Source organism: Azoarcus olearius, from assembly GCF_001682385.1.
Classification (GTDB): domain Bacteria; phylum Pseudomonadota; class Gammaproteobacteria; order Burkholderiales; family Rhodocyclaceae; genus Azoarcus; species Azoarcus olearius.
In genome coordinates this window covers 1,404,672-1,419,404 of the sequence record NZ_CP016210.1, presented here as the reverse complement: position 1 = coordinate 1,419,404, position 14,733 = coordinate 1,404,672, and the positions used below count along the sequence as shown (strand labels likewise).

Annotated in this window: 14 protein-coding genes; 5 read left to right on the top strand and 9 right to left on the bottom strand. The window is 72.2% G+C overall.

The window, feature by feature from the left end; genetic code table 11:
• Nucleotides 1-8: 8 nt before the first annotated feature.
• From peaA to dqs_RS06630, 6 genes are all read right to left on the bottom strand, one after another.
• The gene (gene peaA / locus dqs_RS06655) at nt 9-1,589 is read right to left on the bottom strand and encodes a quinohemoprotein amine dehydrogenase subunit alpha (protein WP_418202062.1); all 1,581 of its coding nucleotides are present in this window, start codon (nt 1,587-1,589) and stop codon (nt 9-11) included.
• A 463-nt stretch (nt 1,590-2,052) separates the two neighbouring features.
• Nucleotides 2,053-3,378, bottom strand: coding sequence for a flavin-dependent monooxygenase QhpG (gene qhpG / locus dqs_RS06650; protein ID WP_065339995.1), 1,326 nt, complete (start codon nt 3,376-3,378; stop codon nt 2,053-2,055).
• Nucleotides 3,368-4,072, bottom strand: coding sequence for a subtilisin-like serine protease QhpE (qhpE, locus tag dqs_RS06645; RefSeq protein WP_179948015.1), 705 nt, complete (start codon nt 4,070-4,072; stop codon nt 3,368-3,370). Before qhpE ends, qhpG begins: the two co-directional genes overlap by 11 nt.
• Complete coding sequence (locus dqs_RS06640) at nt 4,069-5,778, bottom strand: ABC transporter ATP-binding protein (RefSeq protein ID WP_065341662.1); 1,710 nt, start codon at nt 5,776-5,778, stop codon at nt 4,069-4,071. The genes qhpE and dqs_RS06640 overlap by 4 nt, the downstream gene beginning before the upstream one ends.
• Before the next feature lie 118 nt (nt 5,779-5,896).
• Complete coding sequence (gene petA / locus dqs_RS06635; protein WP_065339994.1) at nt 5,897-6,484, bottom strand: ubiquinol-cytochrome c reductase iron-sulfur subunit; 588 nt, start codon at nt 6,482-6,484, stop codon at nt 5,897-5,899.
• 258 nt (nt 6,485-6,742) lie between these two features.
• Complete coding sequence (locus dqs_RS06630; RefSeq protein ID WP_041642388.1) at nt 6,743-8,107, bottom strand: sigma-54 interaction domain-containing protein; 1,365 nt, start codon at nt 8,105-8,107, stop codon at nt 6,743-6,745.
• Nucleotides 8,108-8,277: 170 nt separating this feature from the next.
• Between dqs_RS06630 and cydP the strand changes: the two genes are divergently transcribed.
• From cydP to dqs_RS06605, 5 genes are read left to right on the top strand one after another with little or no spacing between them, the layout of a single operon-like run.
• Nucleotides 8,278-8,505, top strand: a complete 228-nt coding sequence (gene cydP / locus dqs_RS06625; RefSeq protein WP_011764966.1) for a cytochrome oxidase putative small subunit CydP — start codon at nt 8,278-8,280, stop codon at nt 8,503-8,505.
• A complete protein-coding gene (locus dqs_RS06620; RefSeq protein ID WP_065339993.1) occupies nt 8,495-10,063 on the top strand; it encodes a cytochrome ubiquinol oxidase subunit I in 1,569 nt (522 codons plus the stop codon). The genes cydP and dqs_RS06620 overlap by 11 nt, the downstream gene beginning before the upstream one ends.
• Before the next feature lie 11 nt (nt 10,064-10,074).
• Complete coding sequence (cydB, locus tag dqs_RS06615) at nt 10,075-11,217, top strand: cytochrome d ubiquinol oxidase subunit II (protein ID WP_065339992.1); 1,143 nt, start codon at nt 10,075-10,077, stop codon at nt 11,215-11,217.
• A gap of 14 nt (nt 11,218-11,231) precedes the next feature.
• On the top strand, nt 11,232-11,381 hold the full coding sequence (cydX, locus tag dqs_RS21265) for a cytochrome bd-I oxidase subunit CydX (RefSeq protein WP_065339991.1): 150 nt from the start codon (nt 11,232-11,234) through the stop codon (nt 11,379-11,381).
• Nucleotides 11,365-11,649 carry a cyd operon YbgE family protein gene (locus dqs_RS06605; protein ID WP_157108155.1) on the top strand — a complete coding sequence of 95 codons (285 nt, stop codon included), beginning with the start codon at nt 11,365-11,367 and terminating at the stop codon, nt 11,647-11,649. Before cydX ends, dqs_RS06605 begins: the two co-directional genes overlap by 17 nt.
• Nucleotides 11,650-11,683: 34 nt before the next feature.
• Here dqs_RS06605 and dqs_RS06600 read toward each other — a convergent pair whose 3' ends face one another.
• The 3 genes from dqs_RS06600 to dqs_RS06590 all read right to left on the bottom strand — a co-directional run bounded on the left by dqs_RS06600 (nt 11,684) and on the right by dqs_RS06590 (nt 14,719).
• On the bottom strand, nt 11,684-12,403 hold the full coding sequence (locus tag dqs_RS06600; protein ID WP_065339989.1) for a porin family protein: 720 nt from the start codon (nt 12,401-12,403) through the stop codon (nt 11,684-11,686).
• Nucleotides 12,404-12,534: 131 nt separating this feature from the next.
• A complete protein-coding gene (locus dqs_RS06595) occupies nt 12,535-14,100 on the bottom strand; it encodes a GMC family oxidoreductase (protein WP_011764961.1) in 1,566 nt (521 codons plus the stop codon).
• 25 nt (nt 14,101-14,125) lie between these two features.
• Entirely contained in the window at nt 14,126-14,719 is a 594-nt protein-coding gene (locus dqs_RS06590; protein WP_011764960.1) for a twin-arginine translocation signal domain-containing protein, read from the bottom strand.
• Between the last annotated feature and the right edge of the window lie 14 nt (nt 14,720-14,733).

Below are 14,733 nucleotides of genomic sequence, written 5' to 3'. Positions count from 1 at the left end.
CGCCGTGCTCAGGGCAGCGGCGGGTTGTTCCAGCGCTGGGCCGCCACGATCATGTGGCCCTCGCCCTGCACGCGTTCGCCGCCCTGCACCACCTCGGCCACCACCTTCAGGTTGCCGACGTTGTTGGCGCTCATGCGCCGCGCGGGGTTGGGCCCGGCGCCGCCCGGCACGAAGATGCCGGTGTCCGGCTGCATCACGCCGGCGAAGCGGACGTCCTCGTCGCGCGCCGCCACCTCGTCGTGCGGCGCCACCGACCACTTCGCCGGCACGATGCCGATGCGGTAGTCGTCGGCGGTGCCCGGCTTGCCGTCGCGCCCGGCGGCCCAGGCTTCCGCCTCGAAGCGGCCTTCCACCTTGGGCGAAGGCGTGCCGTTGCCGCCGATGCGCGCCACCGCGAAGGCAGGCACCACCTTCACCGCGGCAATGCGGTCGTACAGCGCGAGGCTGGCGCCGCGCGCCTTGCCCACCGCCACCGGATGCACGCCCTGCGCGCCCGCCTCGGCGCGCACCCGCAGCACCACCTCGGTCGGCGTGCGCGCCACCACCTTCAGCGTGCGCACCCCCGCCGGCAGGCGCACCGCGCCGTCCAGCCCGGTGCCGACGATGCGCAGTTCGGTCTCTTCGCCGCTGCGCAGGTGCGCCGGATGCACCGCCAGCACGCGCGCGGCGCCGCCTTCCACCCGCCCGGCAACCACGTCGGCGCCGACTTCATCCTGGTCGCGCAGGAACATCCGCCCGCGCAGCACGCCCTTGTCGAGCGCGAACACCTGACGCATCGGCTGGCCGTCCAGTTGCAGGTCGGCGCGCCACTCGTAGCCGGTGTAGATCACCGCCGCGCCCTCGCCCTGCAGCGGCGCGCCGTCGTCCCAGCGGCCGGCGAGCGCCAGCGTGTACTGGTCCTTGCCGGCGGCCGGCGCCACCCGCATCGTCGCGGTGAAGGCCCCGCGCCCTGCCATGCGGCCGCTGACGCTCCATTCGCCCGCCACCGCCTGCGGCGCGCGCGCGCGCCACTGCTTCCACGCGGCGGATTCGAAAGGCTGGGTGCGCGCCAGCATCGGTGCGATGTCTTTCAGCGCCACGCCGAACCAGTCGCGGTCCCGGCCCAGCGCCTGGTATTCCGCGGTGGGGAACTGGCCGAGGTGGAAATGGATGAGATGCTCCCATTCGCTCGCGGTGCGCCGCTGCAGCAGCACGCGCGCACCGGAATGGCAGCGCGCGCACATCTGGGTGAATTCGGCGGACTCGAACTGCTCCACCGTGTTCAGGCGCCGTTCGATCGCGTAACGCGCGCCAGCGCTTTCGGACGGCGCCAGACCCTGCGTGTCGGCCAGGTATTTGACGATCTCGCGCCGCTCGGCGTCGGTCACCTGCAGCCCGTGGGTCAGCTGCATGCGCGCCACCGTCATCAGCCAGCCCTCCGGCGTCTTGCGCTGCTGGGCAATGCGGCCACTGCCGCCCTGCCCATCCGCATGACACACCAGGCACTTCCCGGCGATCAGCGCATCCCCGGCGGCCGCCGCCGGCGCCGCGCCCAGCGCGATACCCAGTGCCGCCATCCCCGTGCCCAGCAGACGGGCCATCGATTTCATCTTCAAGGTCTAAGCTCCTGTCGGTCGCCGCGGAACATCCCGCGTCTGCCACACGCGCGGCGCCAGCCATGGCGCCGTCGTCAGCGAACGGAGGCCATGCTAGGGGCGGGGGCGGCAAAGGCGTTACCCGAAAACGGCAAGGAATCAGCGGGCCCCCGCGGCGCGGAAAACCGGTGGAACCCGCGCCCGCGCAACGATGGGCGACAGCCCCCGGGCGGTGCGGTGCGGCGCGCAGGCGCGACGACCGGCGCAAAACCCGCACCACCGCTGGAAAACAGGGATATGCGAAGCGATGCAGCCATGGACATCGGGCGCCGCGGACGACAGGCCTGCCGGCCGCGCGGCGCCGGCCGCAAACCGGGTTTGAGGACGCACGCCGACCGGCGGCGGAGCGACCGCCGCCACCGCATCACGCCACCGCCGCCGCGCTGGAGCAGCTAGCCCAAAACGGCAAGCGCCGGCCTCATGCGATCCAGCCTTGTTCGCGCATCCAGGCTGCAATCCGTGCCGCGCGCGCGCCCTCGCCGCCGAGTTCGGCGCGCAACGCCGCTTCGGCCGCGGCGGGCGCCGCCCCCTGCACGGCGCGCAACAGCGGCGCCAGCCCGATGCCATCGAGATGCCAGATGCCGAGCGGCTGGGCCGCGGTCACGACCACCTCGTCCTCGACCACGCGCCCGTGCGCCACCACCGGCCGGCGTTCGATGCGTGCGCCGCCGCCCGCGGCATCGCCCTCGGCCGGCAGGTCGTCGGGCCAGCCCCGGCGCGCCTGCCAGAACGGCGAGTGCGGCCAGCGCTGTTCCTGCGCGTAGAAGTCGCGCCCGATGCGGGCGAAGCGGTAGAACAGGTGCGCCACGCGCTCGCGGTGGAAGCGCTGGGCGAGCGCGGCGCGCGCCGGATCATGCAGCAGCGTGCCGACCACGGCCGGCGCCTGCAGCGCGGACGACAGCGACAGGAAGATGCCGTTGCCCGACAGCGGATCGACCGCCGCCGCGGCATCGCCCACCCGCAGCCAGTTCTCGCCGGCCAGCTCGCCGTGCAGCACCGGCGTACTGGTGCGCGCGCAGGGCTCGCCCACCGGCTGTGCGTCGCGCACGAAAGGGGCCGCGGCCGCGCTGGCGGCGAAGCGCGCGCGGCAGAACGCGCCGAGTTCGGCCTTGGGCGGCAACGCCGCGCCCGCCACGTCGAGCGTGAGCTGCAGGTAGCGGCGGCCATCCGCGAGCGCGGCCATCCACATCCAGCCGTCGGCGCAGCTTTCCACCGCCGAATGCACCGCGCCGCGCGGCCCCTGCCAGTACTGCAGCAGCGACACCGTTTCGGCGCCGCGCATCCTCGGCATCCCCAGCCCCGGCGCCGCACGGCCGCGCGCCTCGATCAGGAAGTCCGCCTCGCACTCCGCGCCGCCCTCGCCCTCCACGTGGATCTGATGGCCCGCCGCCGTGGTCCGCACATCGAGCGCCCGGCCAACGACCACCCGCACCCCGGCGGCGCGCGCATCCTCCAGCGCCGCGCGGTCGAAGCGCTCGCGCTCCACCAGGCTTTCCCAGTTGGCCTGGGTCAGGGTGCCGTTCCAGGTGGCGCAGCGGCGCGATGGCGCGGCGAAGCAGGCGAGCGCGCGGCTGAATCCGGCGCGCCGCAGGGCCTCCAGCACGCGGGCGGAGACGCCCTCCACGGCGGCAAAGCGGCGCGGTTCGCCGATCAGCATCACGTCCTCGCCGGCGCGGCGCAGGCCGATCGCGGCGGCGATGGCGGCCGGCCCGGCCCCAAGCACCGCGATCCGCCTAGCGCGCATCGCCCGGGCTCCCCGGCCGCTGCGGGCCGTAGCGCGCCTGCGCGCCCAGCCACGCGCGCAGCGCGGCGGGCGCGGCGTCGCCGCCCCCGGCAAGGTGGGCGGCGATATGGCCGCTGAGATGGGCGCAGCCCATGCTGGCGCCGCTGGCGCGAAACGCCGCGTCCAGCGGATGCACGCAGGCGCCGAAATCGGCCTGCGCGCTGGCGAGCGCGGAGAACTCGCCGCGCCCGCAGCGCGCGTCCCCGGTCACGCGCAGCACGCCGTCGAACGCGGCCGGATATACCGCGGCGCCGAGCGCCGGCGCCGATGCGCACAGCACGCAGCCGGCGGCCAGCGCCCGCGCACAGGCATCGGCCAGTTGCGCGCGCGGCGCGCGCAGCCCGAGGCTGAGGTTGATCACCCGCGCGCCCTGCGCGACCAGCCAGTCGATCGCGGCCGCGACCTGCAGCGCGCTGGTGGCGGGCCGCGCATCGAACACCTGCGCGATGCACAGCGCCGCCGACGGGGCGAGATGGGCGACGATGTCCGCCACCCGGCTGCCGTGGCCGAGGCGGTCCGGCTGCGCCGGGGCCTGATGCACCCCGTCCGGCGTCAGCACGAAAGCCGCCGCGGCCGCGAGCGGATGAGCTGCGCCGCAGCCGCTGTCCACGATGCCGACGCGCAGGCGCAGCGGGCCCTGCGGTGGCGCGTTCACGCGGCCGCCCCGGCGCTCGCGCAGCGCAGCCGGCCGCCCTGCTCCAGCACCAGATGCAGCTCGCAGCCGGCCAGCGTCGTCGCGCGGTGGCTGACGTAGATGCGGGTGCGGGCGGCAAAGAGTTCGTCCACCGCCGCGATCACCTGCGCCTCGGTGGCCTCGTCCACCGCCGACGTCGCTTCGTCCAGGATCAGCACGCAGGGGTTCTGCAGCAGCGCGCGGGCGATCGCGATGCGCTGGCGCTGGCCGCCGGAGAGCTGCTGGCCGCGCTCGCCCAGCGGCGTGTCCAGCCCCGCGGGCAGCGCCGCGATCAGTTCGTCCAGCCGCGCGCGGCGGGCCGCGGCGCGCACCGCGTCGTCGGCGGCATCCGGCGCGGCATAGCGGATGTTGTCGGCGAGCGTGCCGCGGAACAGCACGATGTCCTGGCTGACGACCGCCACCGCGCGCCGCAGGTCGCCGAGCGCAAGGCTGCGCAGGTCGCGGCCGTCGAGCCGCAGGGTGCCGGTGTCGGGGTCGTAATGGCGTTGCAGCAGGTCGATCAGCGTGCTCTTGCCCACCCCGGAGGGGCCGCTCAGCGCGACCTTGGCGCCCGCCGGAATCAGCGCCTCGGCGTCGGCGAGCACCACGTCCGCGCGGTCGCGATGGCGAAAGCCCACGCCTTCCAGCCGCAGCTCGCCGCGCGGGGCAAACAGCGGCGCGCCGCCGGCATCGCGCACGTCCGCCGCCGCGGCGCGCAGTTCGCCCACCCGGGCGAGGCTGACGCGCATGCGCCGCACCGCCACGTACAACCCGAGCAGCGTGTTCACCGGCCCGGTCGCCATGCCGAGGTAGGTGGAGAACGCGATCAGCGCGCCGAGCTGCCAGTCGCCGTCGATGACCCACCAGCCGCCGACCAGGAAAGCCGCGGCGCGCGTCCACGAGGTGAGCGTGCCCGGCACCGCGGCGGTGAGGAATTCACTGCGCTGCAGCCGCAGCAGGTCGTCCAGGTAGCGCACGCCGAGCGCGTCCAGCCGCTGCCGCTCACGCGCCTGCTGACCGCTGGCCTGGATGAACTTCATCGCCGGCAGGGTTTCGACCAGGAAGCTGGAGACGTCGGCGGCGCGTTCGCGGGTGGCGCGCACCTCGCCTTCCAGCCGGCGCCGCATGCGCCGCAGCCACAGCACTTCCAGCGGCACCAGCACCAGCAACAGCAGCGACAGCTTCCACGACAGCGTCAGCATCAGCGCCACGGTGCCGACCAGCCCGAGCACGCTGCTGAGCGCGGCGAACAGGCTGTCGACCGCGAAGCGCTGGATTTCGGCGACGTCGCCATCGAGCCGCGCGATCAGGTCGCCGAGGCGCTGGCGGCCGTAGAACGCGGGCGACAGCGTCTGCAGATGGCCGTACAGGTCACTGCGCAGCGCGAACAGGATGCGGCCCGACAGCCGGGTATGCAGCAGGCGGTTGGCACCGGCGAGCAGGGTGCCGGCGAGCCCGGCCGCGATCATCGCGGCGGCGATCAGCAGCAGCGCGCGGCGGTCGCCGGCGAGCAGGCCGTCGTCGATCAGCAGCTTGGTCAGCCAGGGTTGCAGCAGCGCCAGCGCGGAAGCCAGCAGCGACAACGCCATCAAGCCCGCGATCGCGCCCCGCTGCGGCCGCACGAAACCGTACAGCCAGGCGAGTTCGCGCGCCGGCGCCGCCGCGTGGGCGGCGGGCGCGGACGGCACGGCGGCAAGGCGGGTGGAAGTGGCGGCCACGGCATGAGACTGGAGCACAAGGTGGCCGGATTCTAGGAGCGGCGCCGCGGCGGGCGTTAGCCCGGATCGGCAAGCCGCGCGCGGCGGGTCAGGCGCTGTCTTCGGCCTCGCCGATGCGCAGCAGGGTGTCGGACAGCCAGGCGTGCGGCGGCACCTCCAGGTTCGTCGGCGCCGGCTGGCCGAGGAAGACGCGGCCGGCGAGATCGAAGGTGGAGCCGTGACAGGGGCACAGGAAACCGCCGGGCCAGTCGGCCGGCATGCCCGCCGCGGCGCCGGCGGCGAACTTCTCCGACGGCGAGCAGCCGAGGTGGGTGCAGATGCCGACCACGACGAGGAATTCCGGCCGGATCGAACGATGGGCGTTGCGCGCGTAGTCGGGCTGCTGGGTGACGGCGGAGCCGGCGTCCGCGAGGCGCGCTGCGTGCGCGTCCAGCGCCGCCAGCATCGCCGCGTCGCGGTGCAGGATCCACACCGGCTTGCCGCGCCATTCGACGGTCATCATCTCGCCCGCGGGCAGCGTGCCCACATCGACTTCTACCGGCGCGCCGCTGGCACGCGCCCGGGCGGACGGCGTGAGGCTGGCGACGAAGGGCACCGCGGTGGCGACAGCGGCAACCGCGCCGGCGCCGGAGGTGGCGAGCAGCAGCAGTCGTCGGTCCTGGCAGGTGGCGGACATGGTCTTTCCTTTTTCCCGGTTGGCGGGGGTCGATTGCCCGCGGGCAGCGGGTGGGAGGGTGCGAGGCCGGCGCGGCCCAGCGCCCGCGGCTGCAGTCCCAGGGGTTGGGCGGTCCAGAGGTGGCGACCGGACGGCAGCCGCGACACGGCCTCGCAGCGGAACAGGATGGCAAGCCGCGTGCCATCCGGCCTCGTCAGCCCCCGCCCGGGATTGCGGCGCGCCGCCGGGTGACAGGTGCTGCCAGGTCTGCCAGCGATGTCAGTCGCTGTCCTGCTCCGGCAGTGCTGAATCCTCGTCTGCCGACAAGGCGCGCAGGCGCCGGTACAGCGTGCGCTCGCTCAACCCGAGCTTGCGCGCGAGTTCGCGGCGGCTGCCGCGGTGGCTGCGAGCGGCGCGCAGCAGGGTCTGGCGCTGCACTTCGGCCAGATCCAGCGGCGGTTCGGCGGCGGGCGCCAGCAGGGCGTCATCGTCTACCGCCGGGCCGCCCGGCGCGCGCACTTCCTCGGCGAGATGCGCAGGCCCGATCACCTCGCCGTCGCACATCAGGCTGGCGCGCTCGAGCACGTTGCGCAGCTCGCGCACGTTGCCGGGAAAGGGATAGGCCGCCAGCACCCGCATCGCCGCCGCCGATACCGTCAGCCCGCGGCGCGGCGCAACCCGCTCCAGCAGTGAATCGACCAGCAGCGGCAGGTCTTCGACCCGTTCGCGCAGCGCCGGCACGGTGATCGGGAAGGTGTTGATGCGGAAGTAGAGGTCCTGGCGGAAGGCGCCCTCGCGCACCATGCGTTGCAGCGGGCGGTGGGTGGCCGATACCAGGCGCACGTCGGCGCGCCGCAGCTCGGTGGCGCCCACCCGCCGGTAGGTGCCGGTTTCCAGCAGCCGCAGCAGCTTCACCTGCATGCCGAGCGGAATGTCGCCGACCTCGTCGAGGAACAGCGTGCCGCCGGCGGCGGCCTCCACCAGCCCCGGCTTGCGCGACACCGCGCCGGTGAAGGCGCCGCGCTCGTGGCCGAAGAGTTCGCTTTCGAACAGGGTTTCGGGCAGGCCGGAGCAATCCACCACCACGAAGGGGCGTTCGGCGCGGCGGCTGGCGCGGTGCACCGCGGCCGCCACCAGCTCCTTGCCGGTGCCGGATTCGCCCTGCAGCAGCACGCTGGCCTCGGCCGGGGCGACTCGCATCACCAGCTCCAGCATGCGCTGAAAGGCCGGCGCGCGGCCGATCAGGCCGTGGCCGCCGGCCTCGCCGCGCGCCACCGCCAGCGGCTCCATCTTCTCGATGAACCACGCGATCTCGCCGCTGGCGTCGCGCAGTGGCGACAGCTCGATGTTCACGTAGTCCTCGCCGCGCGGCGTGTGGTGCAGATGCAGCACGCGCTCGCGCTGGCCGGACGCGAGGCTGCGCGCGAGCGGGCAGGACTCGCCGGCGCGGTCGCAGGGCACGCTGTAACGGTGCGAAACCTCGTAGCAGGTGCGCCCGATCACCTCGCCGCCGCCCGCGCACGACGCGCGGTAGGCCGCGTTGGCGGCGACGATGCGGTAGTCGCGGTCGCACAGGATGTGCGGCTCGGGCAGCGTTTCGAGGAAGGAGACCAGTTCGGGGAGGGAGCGGGCATCAGGGCACATGACTGCCATCCATGGCGGAATCGACGCCATACACTCTGCCGCTTTGGCAGCATCGGCGTCAATCGCCGCAGCCGCTGCGGGGTATAACCAACGGAATAAGCGGGACTTTCCCCGCGCGGCCCGGCGTGGCACGGCGCTTGTTATGTGGACCCCACAGCCCGACGCCCGCCATGCACACCACCGACCGCCGCCTCGTGCGCGAACTCGTCCTGATCGTCCTCCTGAAGCTCGCGCTGCTCGCGGGCCTGTGGTTCGCCTTCGTGCGCGAGGCGCGCGTGGCGGTGGACGGCGCGGCGATGGGCGGGCACGTGCTGGCGGCGCCGGCAGGCGTCCATCCCGCCCCTCACCCCACCCCCAACCCCAACAGAACGATTCCAGGAGAACCCGATGGTCACTGACCAGCTCGTCGACCTGTCGCGGCTGCAGTTCGCCGCCACGGCGATGTACCACTTCCTGTTCGTGCCGCTCACGCTCGGCATGGTGTGGCTGCTCGTCATCATGGAGAGCGCCTACGTGATGACCGGCAAGCCGGTCTACAAGGACATGACCCGCTTCTGGGGCAAGCTGTTCGGCATCAACTTCGCGCTCGGCGTCACCACCGGCATCACGCTGGAATTCCAGTTCGGCACCAACTGGGCCTACTACTCGCACTACGTGGGCGACGTGTTCGGCGCGCCGCTGGCGATCGAGGGCCTGATGGCCTTCTTCCTCGAATCCACCTTCATCGGCCTGTTCTTCTTCGGCTGGGACCGCCTGTCGCGCCGCCAGCACCTGCTGGTGACGCTGCTGATGGCGGTCGGCACCAACCTTTCCGCGCTGTGGATCCTGATCGCCAACGGCTGGATGCAGCACCCGGTGGGCGCGGAATTCAGCTACGAGACGATGCGGATGGAGCTGACCGACTTCTGGGCGGTGGTGTTCAACCCGGTGGCGCAGGGCAAGTTCGTGCATACCGTGTCCGCCGGCTACGTCACCGGGGCGATGTTCGTGCTGTCGGTGTCGGCCTACTACCTGCTGCGCCGGCGCGACGTGGAGTTCGCCAAGCGCAGCTTCCGCATCGCCGCGGCGTTCGGCTTTGCGTCGATCTGCTCGGTGATCGTGCTCGGCGACGAATCCGGCTATGCGCTGGGCGAGGCGCAGCAGACCAAGCTCGCCGCGATCGAGGCGATGTGGGAGACCGAACCCGCGCCCGCCAGCTTCAACCTGATCGCGCTGCCCAACGACGCCGCGATGCGCAACGACTTCGCGCTCCACGTCCCCTGGCTGATGGGCCTGATCGGCACCCGCTCGGTGGACAAGACCCTGCCCGGGCTGAAGGAGATCCTGGCGCGCAACCGCGAGCGCGTGGTGAGCGGCATCGAGGCGGTGAAGCTGCTCGACGCGCTGCGGCGCAGCCCGGACGACGCCGCGCTGCGCAGCCGCTTCGCCGCGGTGCAGGGCGACCTCGGCTTCGGCCTGCTGCTGCGCAAATACGTGGCCGACGTGAACGACGCCACCCCGGCGCTGATCGACCAGGCCGCGCGCGACACCCTGCCGCGCGTCGCGCCGCTGTTCTGGACCTTCCGCGCGATGGTGGGGCTGGGCTTTGCGATGCTGGTGCTGTTCGGGCTGGCGCTGTGGCACTCGGTGCGCGGCGACTTCGCGCGCCGGCCGGGGCTGCTGAAGTGGGCGCTGTGGTTCCTGCCGGCGCCGTGGATCGCGTGCGAGATGGGCTGGTTCGTCGCCGAATACGGCCGCCAGCCGTGGACCATCTACGGCGTGCTGCCCACCCACCTGTCGGTTTCCACGCTGACGGTGGAAAGCCTGTACGGCTCGCTCGCGGGTTTCGTCGGCTTCTACACCGTGCTGCTCGTGGTGGAGCTGTACCTGATGGTGAAGTTCGCGCGCCAGGGCCCGGGCAGCCTGGGCACCGGCCGCTACGCCAACGAAGCCCACCCCGCCGCCCTTCCCGCCTGACCGGAGCCGCCATGATCTTCGACTACCCGACCCTCAAACTCATCTGGTGGCTGCTGGTGGGCGTGCTGCTTATCGGCTTCGCCATCATGGACGGCCACGACATGGGCGTGGGCACGCTGCTGCCCTTCGTCGGCCGCAACGACGAGGAACGCCGCGTCATCATCAACACCGTCGGCCCGCACTGGGACGGCAACCAGGTGTGGTTCATCACCGGCGGCGGCGCCATCTTCGCCGCCTGGCCGCTGGTCTATGCCACCGCGTTCTCGGGCTTCTACTGGGCGATGCTGGCGGTGCTGTGGGCGCTGTTCTTCCGCCCGGTCGGCTTCGACTACCGCAGCAAGATCCACCACGCCGGCTGGCGCCGCACGTGGGACTGGGGCCTGTTCGTGGGCGGTGCGGTGCCGCCGCTGATCTTCGGCGTGGCATTCGGCAACCTCCTGCAGGGCGTGCCCTTCCACTTCGACGCCAACCTGGTGCCCTACTACACCGGCAGCTTCTTCGGCCTGCTCAACCCCTTCGCGCTGCTCACGGGCGTGGTGGGCAGCGCGATGCTGACCTTTCACGGCGCGATCTACCTCGCCCACCGCACCGAGGGCGAGATCCAGCGCCGTGCGCTGCGGGCCGCGCTGATCTTCGGCGTGCTGATGCTGGCGGGCTTCTCCGCGGCGGGGCTGTGGCTGGCGTATGGCGACTTCGGCTACGTGCTCGTCACGGCGCCGGACCCTGCCGCGCTGCCCAATCCGCTGACCAAGAGCGCGGTGCACGCCGCCGGGGCCTGGCTGGCCAACTATGGCCGCCAGCCCGCCACGCTGGCGCTGCCGGCGCTGGCCTATGCGGGCGGCGTGGCCGCGCTGGCGCTGGCCGCGCGGCGGCGCACGCTGGCCGCCTTCGTCGCCTCGGCGCTGGCGCTGACCGGCGTGATCGGCACCGCCGGGGGGTCGATGTTCCCCTTCGTGCTGCCCTCCTCCACCGTGCCCGGCGCCAGCCTCACGGTGTGGGACGCGGTGTCGAGCCAGCGCACGCTGTCGATCATGTTCTGGGCCACGCTGATCTTCATGCCGCTGATCATCGCCTACACCGGCTGGGCCTACCGGGTGATGGCGGGCAAGGTCACCGCCGCCTACATCCGCGAACACGAACATTCCGCCTACTGAACGAGGAGACGCGCATGTGGTATTTCACCTGGGTACTGGGCATCGGCTTTGCGGTGCTGCTGGCCATCCTGAACGCGCTGTGGGGCGAACACGAGGACGCCCGCGCGCAGCCAGTCGCCGACGATGCGGCCCCGGACCTCGCCCCCGATGCTGCCCGTCCCTGAGCGCCGCACGCCCGGCATCCGCCTGCTGCCGCTGGTCGCGGCGCTCGCGATCATGCTGGGCGTTACCGCGTGGCCGCGCGTGCTGGCGGGCGCGCAGGGCGGCGCCGACCACCTCGCCGCGCTCGCGCTGTTCTGGGCGATGAGCGCCGGCTTCGTCGCCGGCGTCGGCTTCCAACCGCGCGGATGGATCTGGCGCGCGCTGTTCGGCGCGCCGGCCTGCGCGCTGGGGCTGGCGCTGGCCGTGCTGCGGACGTGGGCGGCGGGCTAGCGGTGCCGGCAGGCGCGGTCCTGCGGCGCGCCTGTCAGAAGGTCCAGCTCACCGCCGCGGTACAGAAATTCCGTCCGTCGCCGCGCCCGCACGCGGCCGACAGCGCGAGGTCGTCGGTGACGAGGTAGCGCAGGCCGAGCGCGCGCTCGGGCCGGGCGTCGGCGTCGCGCACGATCTCGGCGGTCAGCGTCAGCGTTTCGGTCAGCGGGTGTTCGGCGGCGAGGCCCCAGTGCGTCACCGCGCTGCGTTCGCCATCGAAGCGGCCCCAGCGCCGGCCGAGGTTGAGGTGCAGCGCGTTGCCGGCCTCGCTCGCCCAGCTCGCCAGCGCGGTGGCGTCGTGAAGATGGCCGTGCAGCCGTCCGCCGCCGTTCAGTTCCACCCGGTCGCGCACATAGGCGTAGCGCAGCCCGGCGGACAACCCGACCGGCGCTTGCAGCGGCACCCATTTGACCGCCACGCCCTCGGCGTGCGCGCGGCGCCAGTCGCGCTTGCCGCGCGCTTCACCGCGCCCGGCGCCGGCCTCCAGTTCCAGCCCCTGCAGCGGTGAATAGCCGCCATTCACTTCCACCCCGCGCAGCGTGTCGTCGCGCAGCCAGCCGGCTTCGAGCTTGCCTTCGCCCACCGCCAGCGTGGCCGCGTCGTCCACGGTCAAGGGGCGATCGGCCAGCGCGGGGCCGCTCAACAAGGCCAGCGACAGCAGCGCCGCGCGATCCGCCCGTCCCGCACGCGGGGCCGGCGCATCCACGATCTTCATGATGGTTCCAGATAAAAAAAGACGCCGGACCGACCCGGCGCCAAGGAGGGAGATGCACTACCCCGGTGAGGGGGCAATCCCTTGAGGCGGCGCGCCCGGCATGAAACGGACGCGCCGCCCGGCGGGTGCGCTCAGAGCGCCCGCGCCTGCATCTGCCCGGCAATGTAGTCCGCCTGGCGGATCGCCAGCGTCACGATGGTCAGCGTCGGGTTTTCCGTTGCGCCGGTCGTGTACTGGCTGCCGTCGGAGACGAACAGGTTCTTGATGTCGTGCGTCTGGCCCCACTTGTTCAGCACGCCGTCGCTCGCCTTGGCGCTCATGCGGCAGGTGCCGAGGTTGTGGGTGGAGGGATAAGGCGGCACCTCGTACACCTTTTTCGCCCCCACCGACTGATACAGCGCGCTGGCCTGCTGGTAGGCGTGCTTGCGCAGCGCGATGTCGTTGGGGTGGTCGTCGTAATGCACGTTGGGCACCGGCAGCCCCCACTGGTCCTTCTCGGTGGCGTGCAGCGTGACGCGGTTGGTTTCCTGCGGCATGTCCTCGCCGACGATCCACAGCCCGGCCATGTTGACGTAGTTGTCCATCGCCTCGGCAAAGTCCTTGCCCCAGCCGCCGGGGTTGAGGAAGGCCGCCATGAAGGGCAGGCCGAGCGACAGCGTCTCCAGCTCGTAGCCGCCGGCAAAGCCGCGCTTGGTGTTGTGGTGGGCCTCGTCCTGCACGATGCCGGCCATGGTGGTGCCGCGGTACATGTGCACCGGGTCGTTGAAGGTGGCATACACCGAGCCGGTGGTGTGGCGCATGTAGTTACGCCCCACCTGGCCGGAGGAGTTGGCGAGCCCGTCCGGGAACTTGCTGGACGCGGACATCAGCAGCAGGCGCGGCGTTTCGATGGCGTTGCCCGCCACGCACACCACGCGCGCCTTCTGGCGCTGCTCCTTGCCGTCCTTGTCGAAATACACCACGCCGGTGGCCTTGCCGGCGGCATCGTGCTCGATGCGCGCCACATGGCACTCGGTGCGCAGTTCCAGCTTGCCGGTCTTCTCGGCGGCGGGAATCTCGGTGTACAGCGTGGACCACTTGGCGCCGCTCTTGCAGCCCTGGAAACAGAACCCGTACTGCTGGCAGGAGCCGCGCCCGGCGCGCGGTTCGCTGTTGATCGCCATGCGGCCGGTGGTGGCGCCGTAGCCCATCTTGGTGGCGCCGTTGTAGAACACCTTGAAGTTGTTGTTGCCGGGCAGCCCCGGGATGTCGTGGGTGCGGGTCACGCCCATCTTGTCCTCGGCACGGGCATAGTACGGCTCCAGCTCGGCCAGCGTCAGCGGCCAGTCGAGCAGGTTGGCCCCGGCGATGTCGCCGTACACCGTGCGGGTACGGAACTCGTGCTCCTGGAAGCGCAGCGAGGCGCCCGCCCAGTGGGTGGTGGTGCCGCCCACCGTCTTGCAGATCCACGCCGGCAGGTTGGGAAAGTCCTTCGCCACCCGCCAGCTGCCGGAGGTGGTGCGCTTGTCGGTCCACGACAGCTGGCCGAAGGCGGCCCACTCGTCATTGATGAAGGTGGCCGGCGACTGGCGCTTGCCGGCCTCCAGCACCACCACCTTGATGCCCTTCTGGCACAGCTCGTTGGCCAGCGTGCCGCCGCCCGCGCCGGAGCCGATGATGACCACTACCGAATTGTCGTCGTGCTTGTAGGTTGCCATGATGTTCTTGTCCTCGGATGCGGGGTCAGGCGCCGAACGGCGCCGGGCTGGCCTGGGCGCTCGGGTTCGGCAGCCACTTCAGGTCGTTGAAGCCGCGCAGCAGATAGCCGCCGCCCTGCTGGAAGGCGTTGCCTTCGTAGCCGAAGTGGGCAAAGGCCAGCTCGTTGTTGTAGAGCGCGACCACCGCGGTGCCATGCACCTTGAGGAAGAACGGCGTGGTGGCGAGCCCGGCGACGATCGCATCCTTCTTCGCCAGCGGCGCGCCCGCCCAGTTGCCGCCGGCCGCCTTGTTGAGCGCGGCCACGCCCTCGGTAAGCAGCTTGCGGGTGTCGGCGCTCTTGGCCGCGGCCTGGTCCAGCTCCTTCACCACTAGCGCATAGACGGCGTCGTCCAGCTTGTCGTGCGGGAAGATGCGGCGACAGAAGCCGAGCAGCGCTTCGCCGGTGGCCTGGTCCAGGCTCTTCAGCTCCAGCGCCCACGCCGGGCTGGGCGCCAGCGCCAGCAACGCGCTGGAGCTGGCCCACAGGGTGCCCACCAGAATGCCGCTTCCCTTCAGGAAGGCCCGCCGGGTGACGCGCGGCGCGGCGAGTGCGCCGAGGACAACGGATTGTTCCGACATGATGTCTCTCTCCT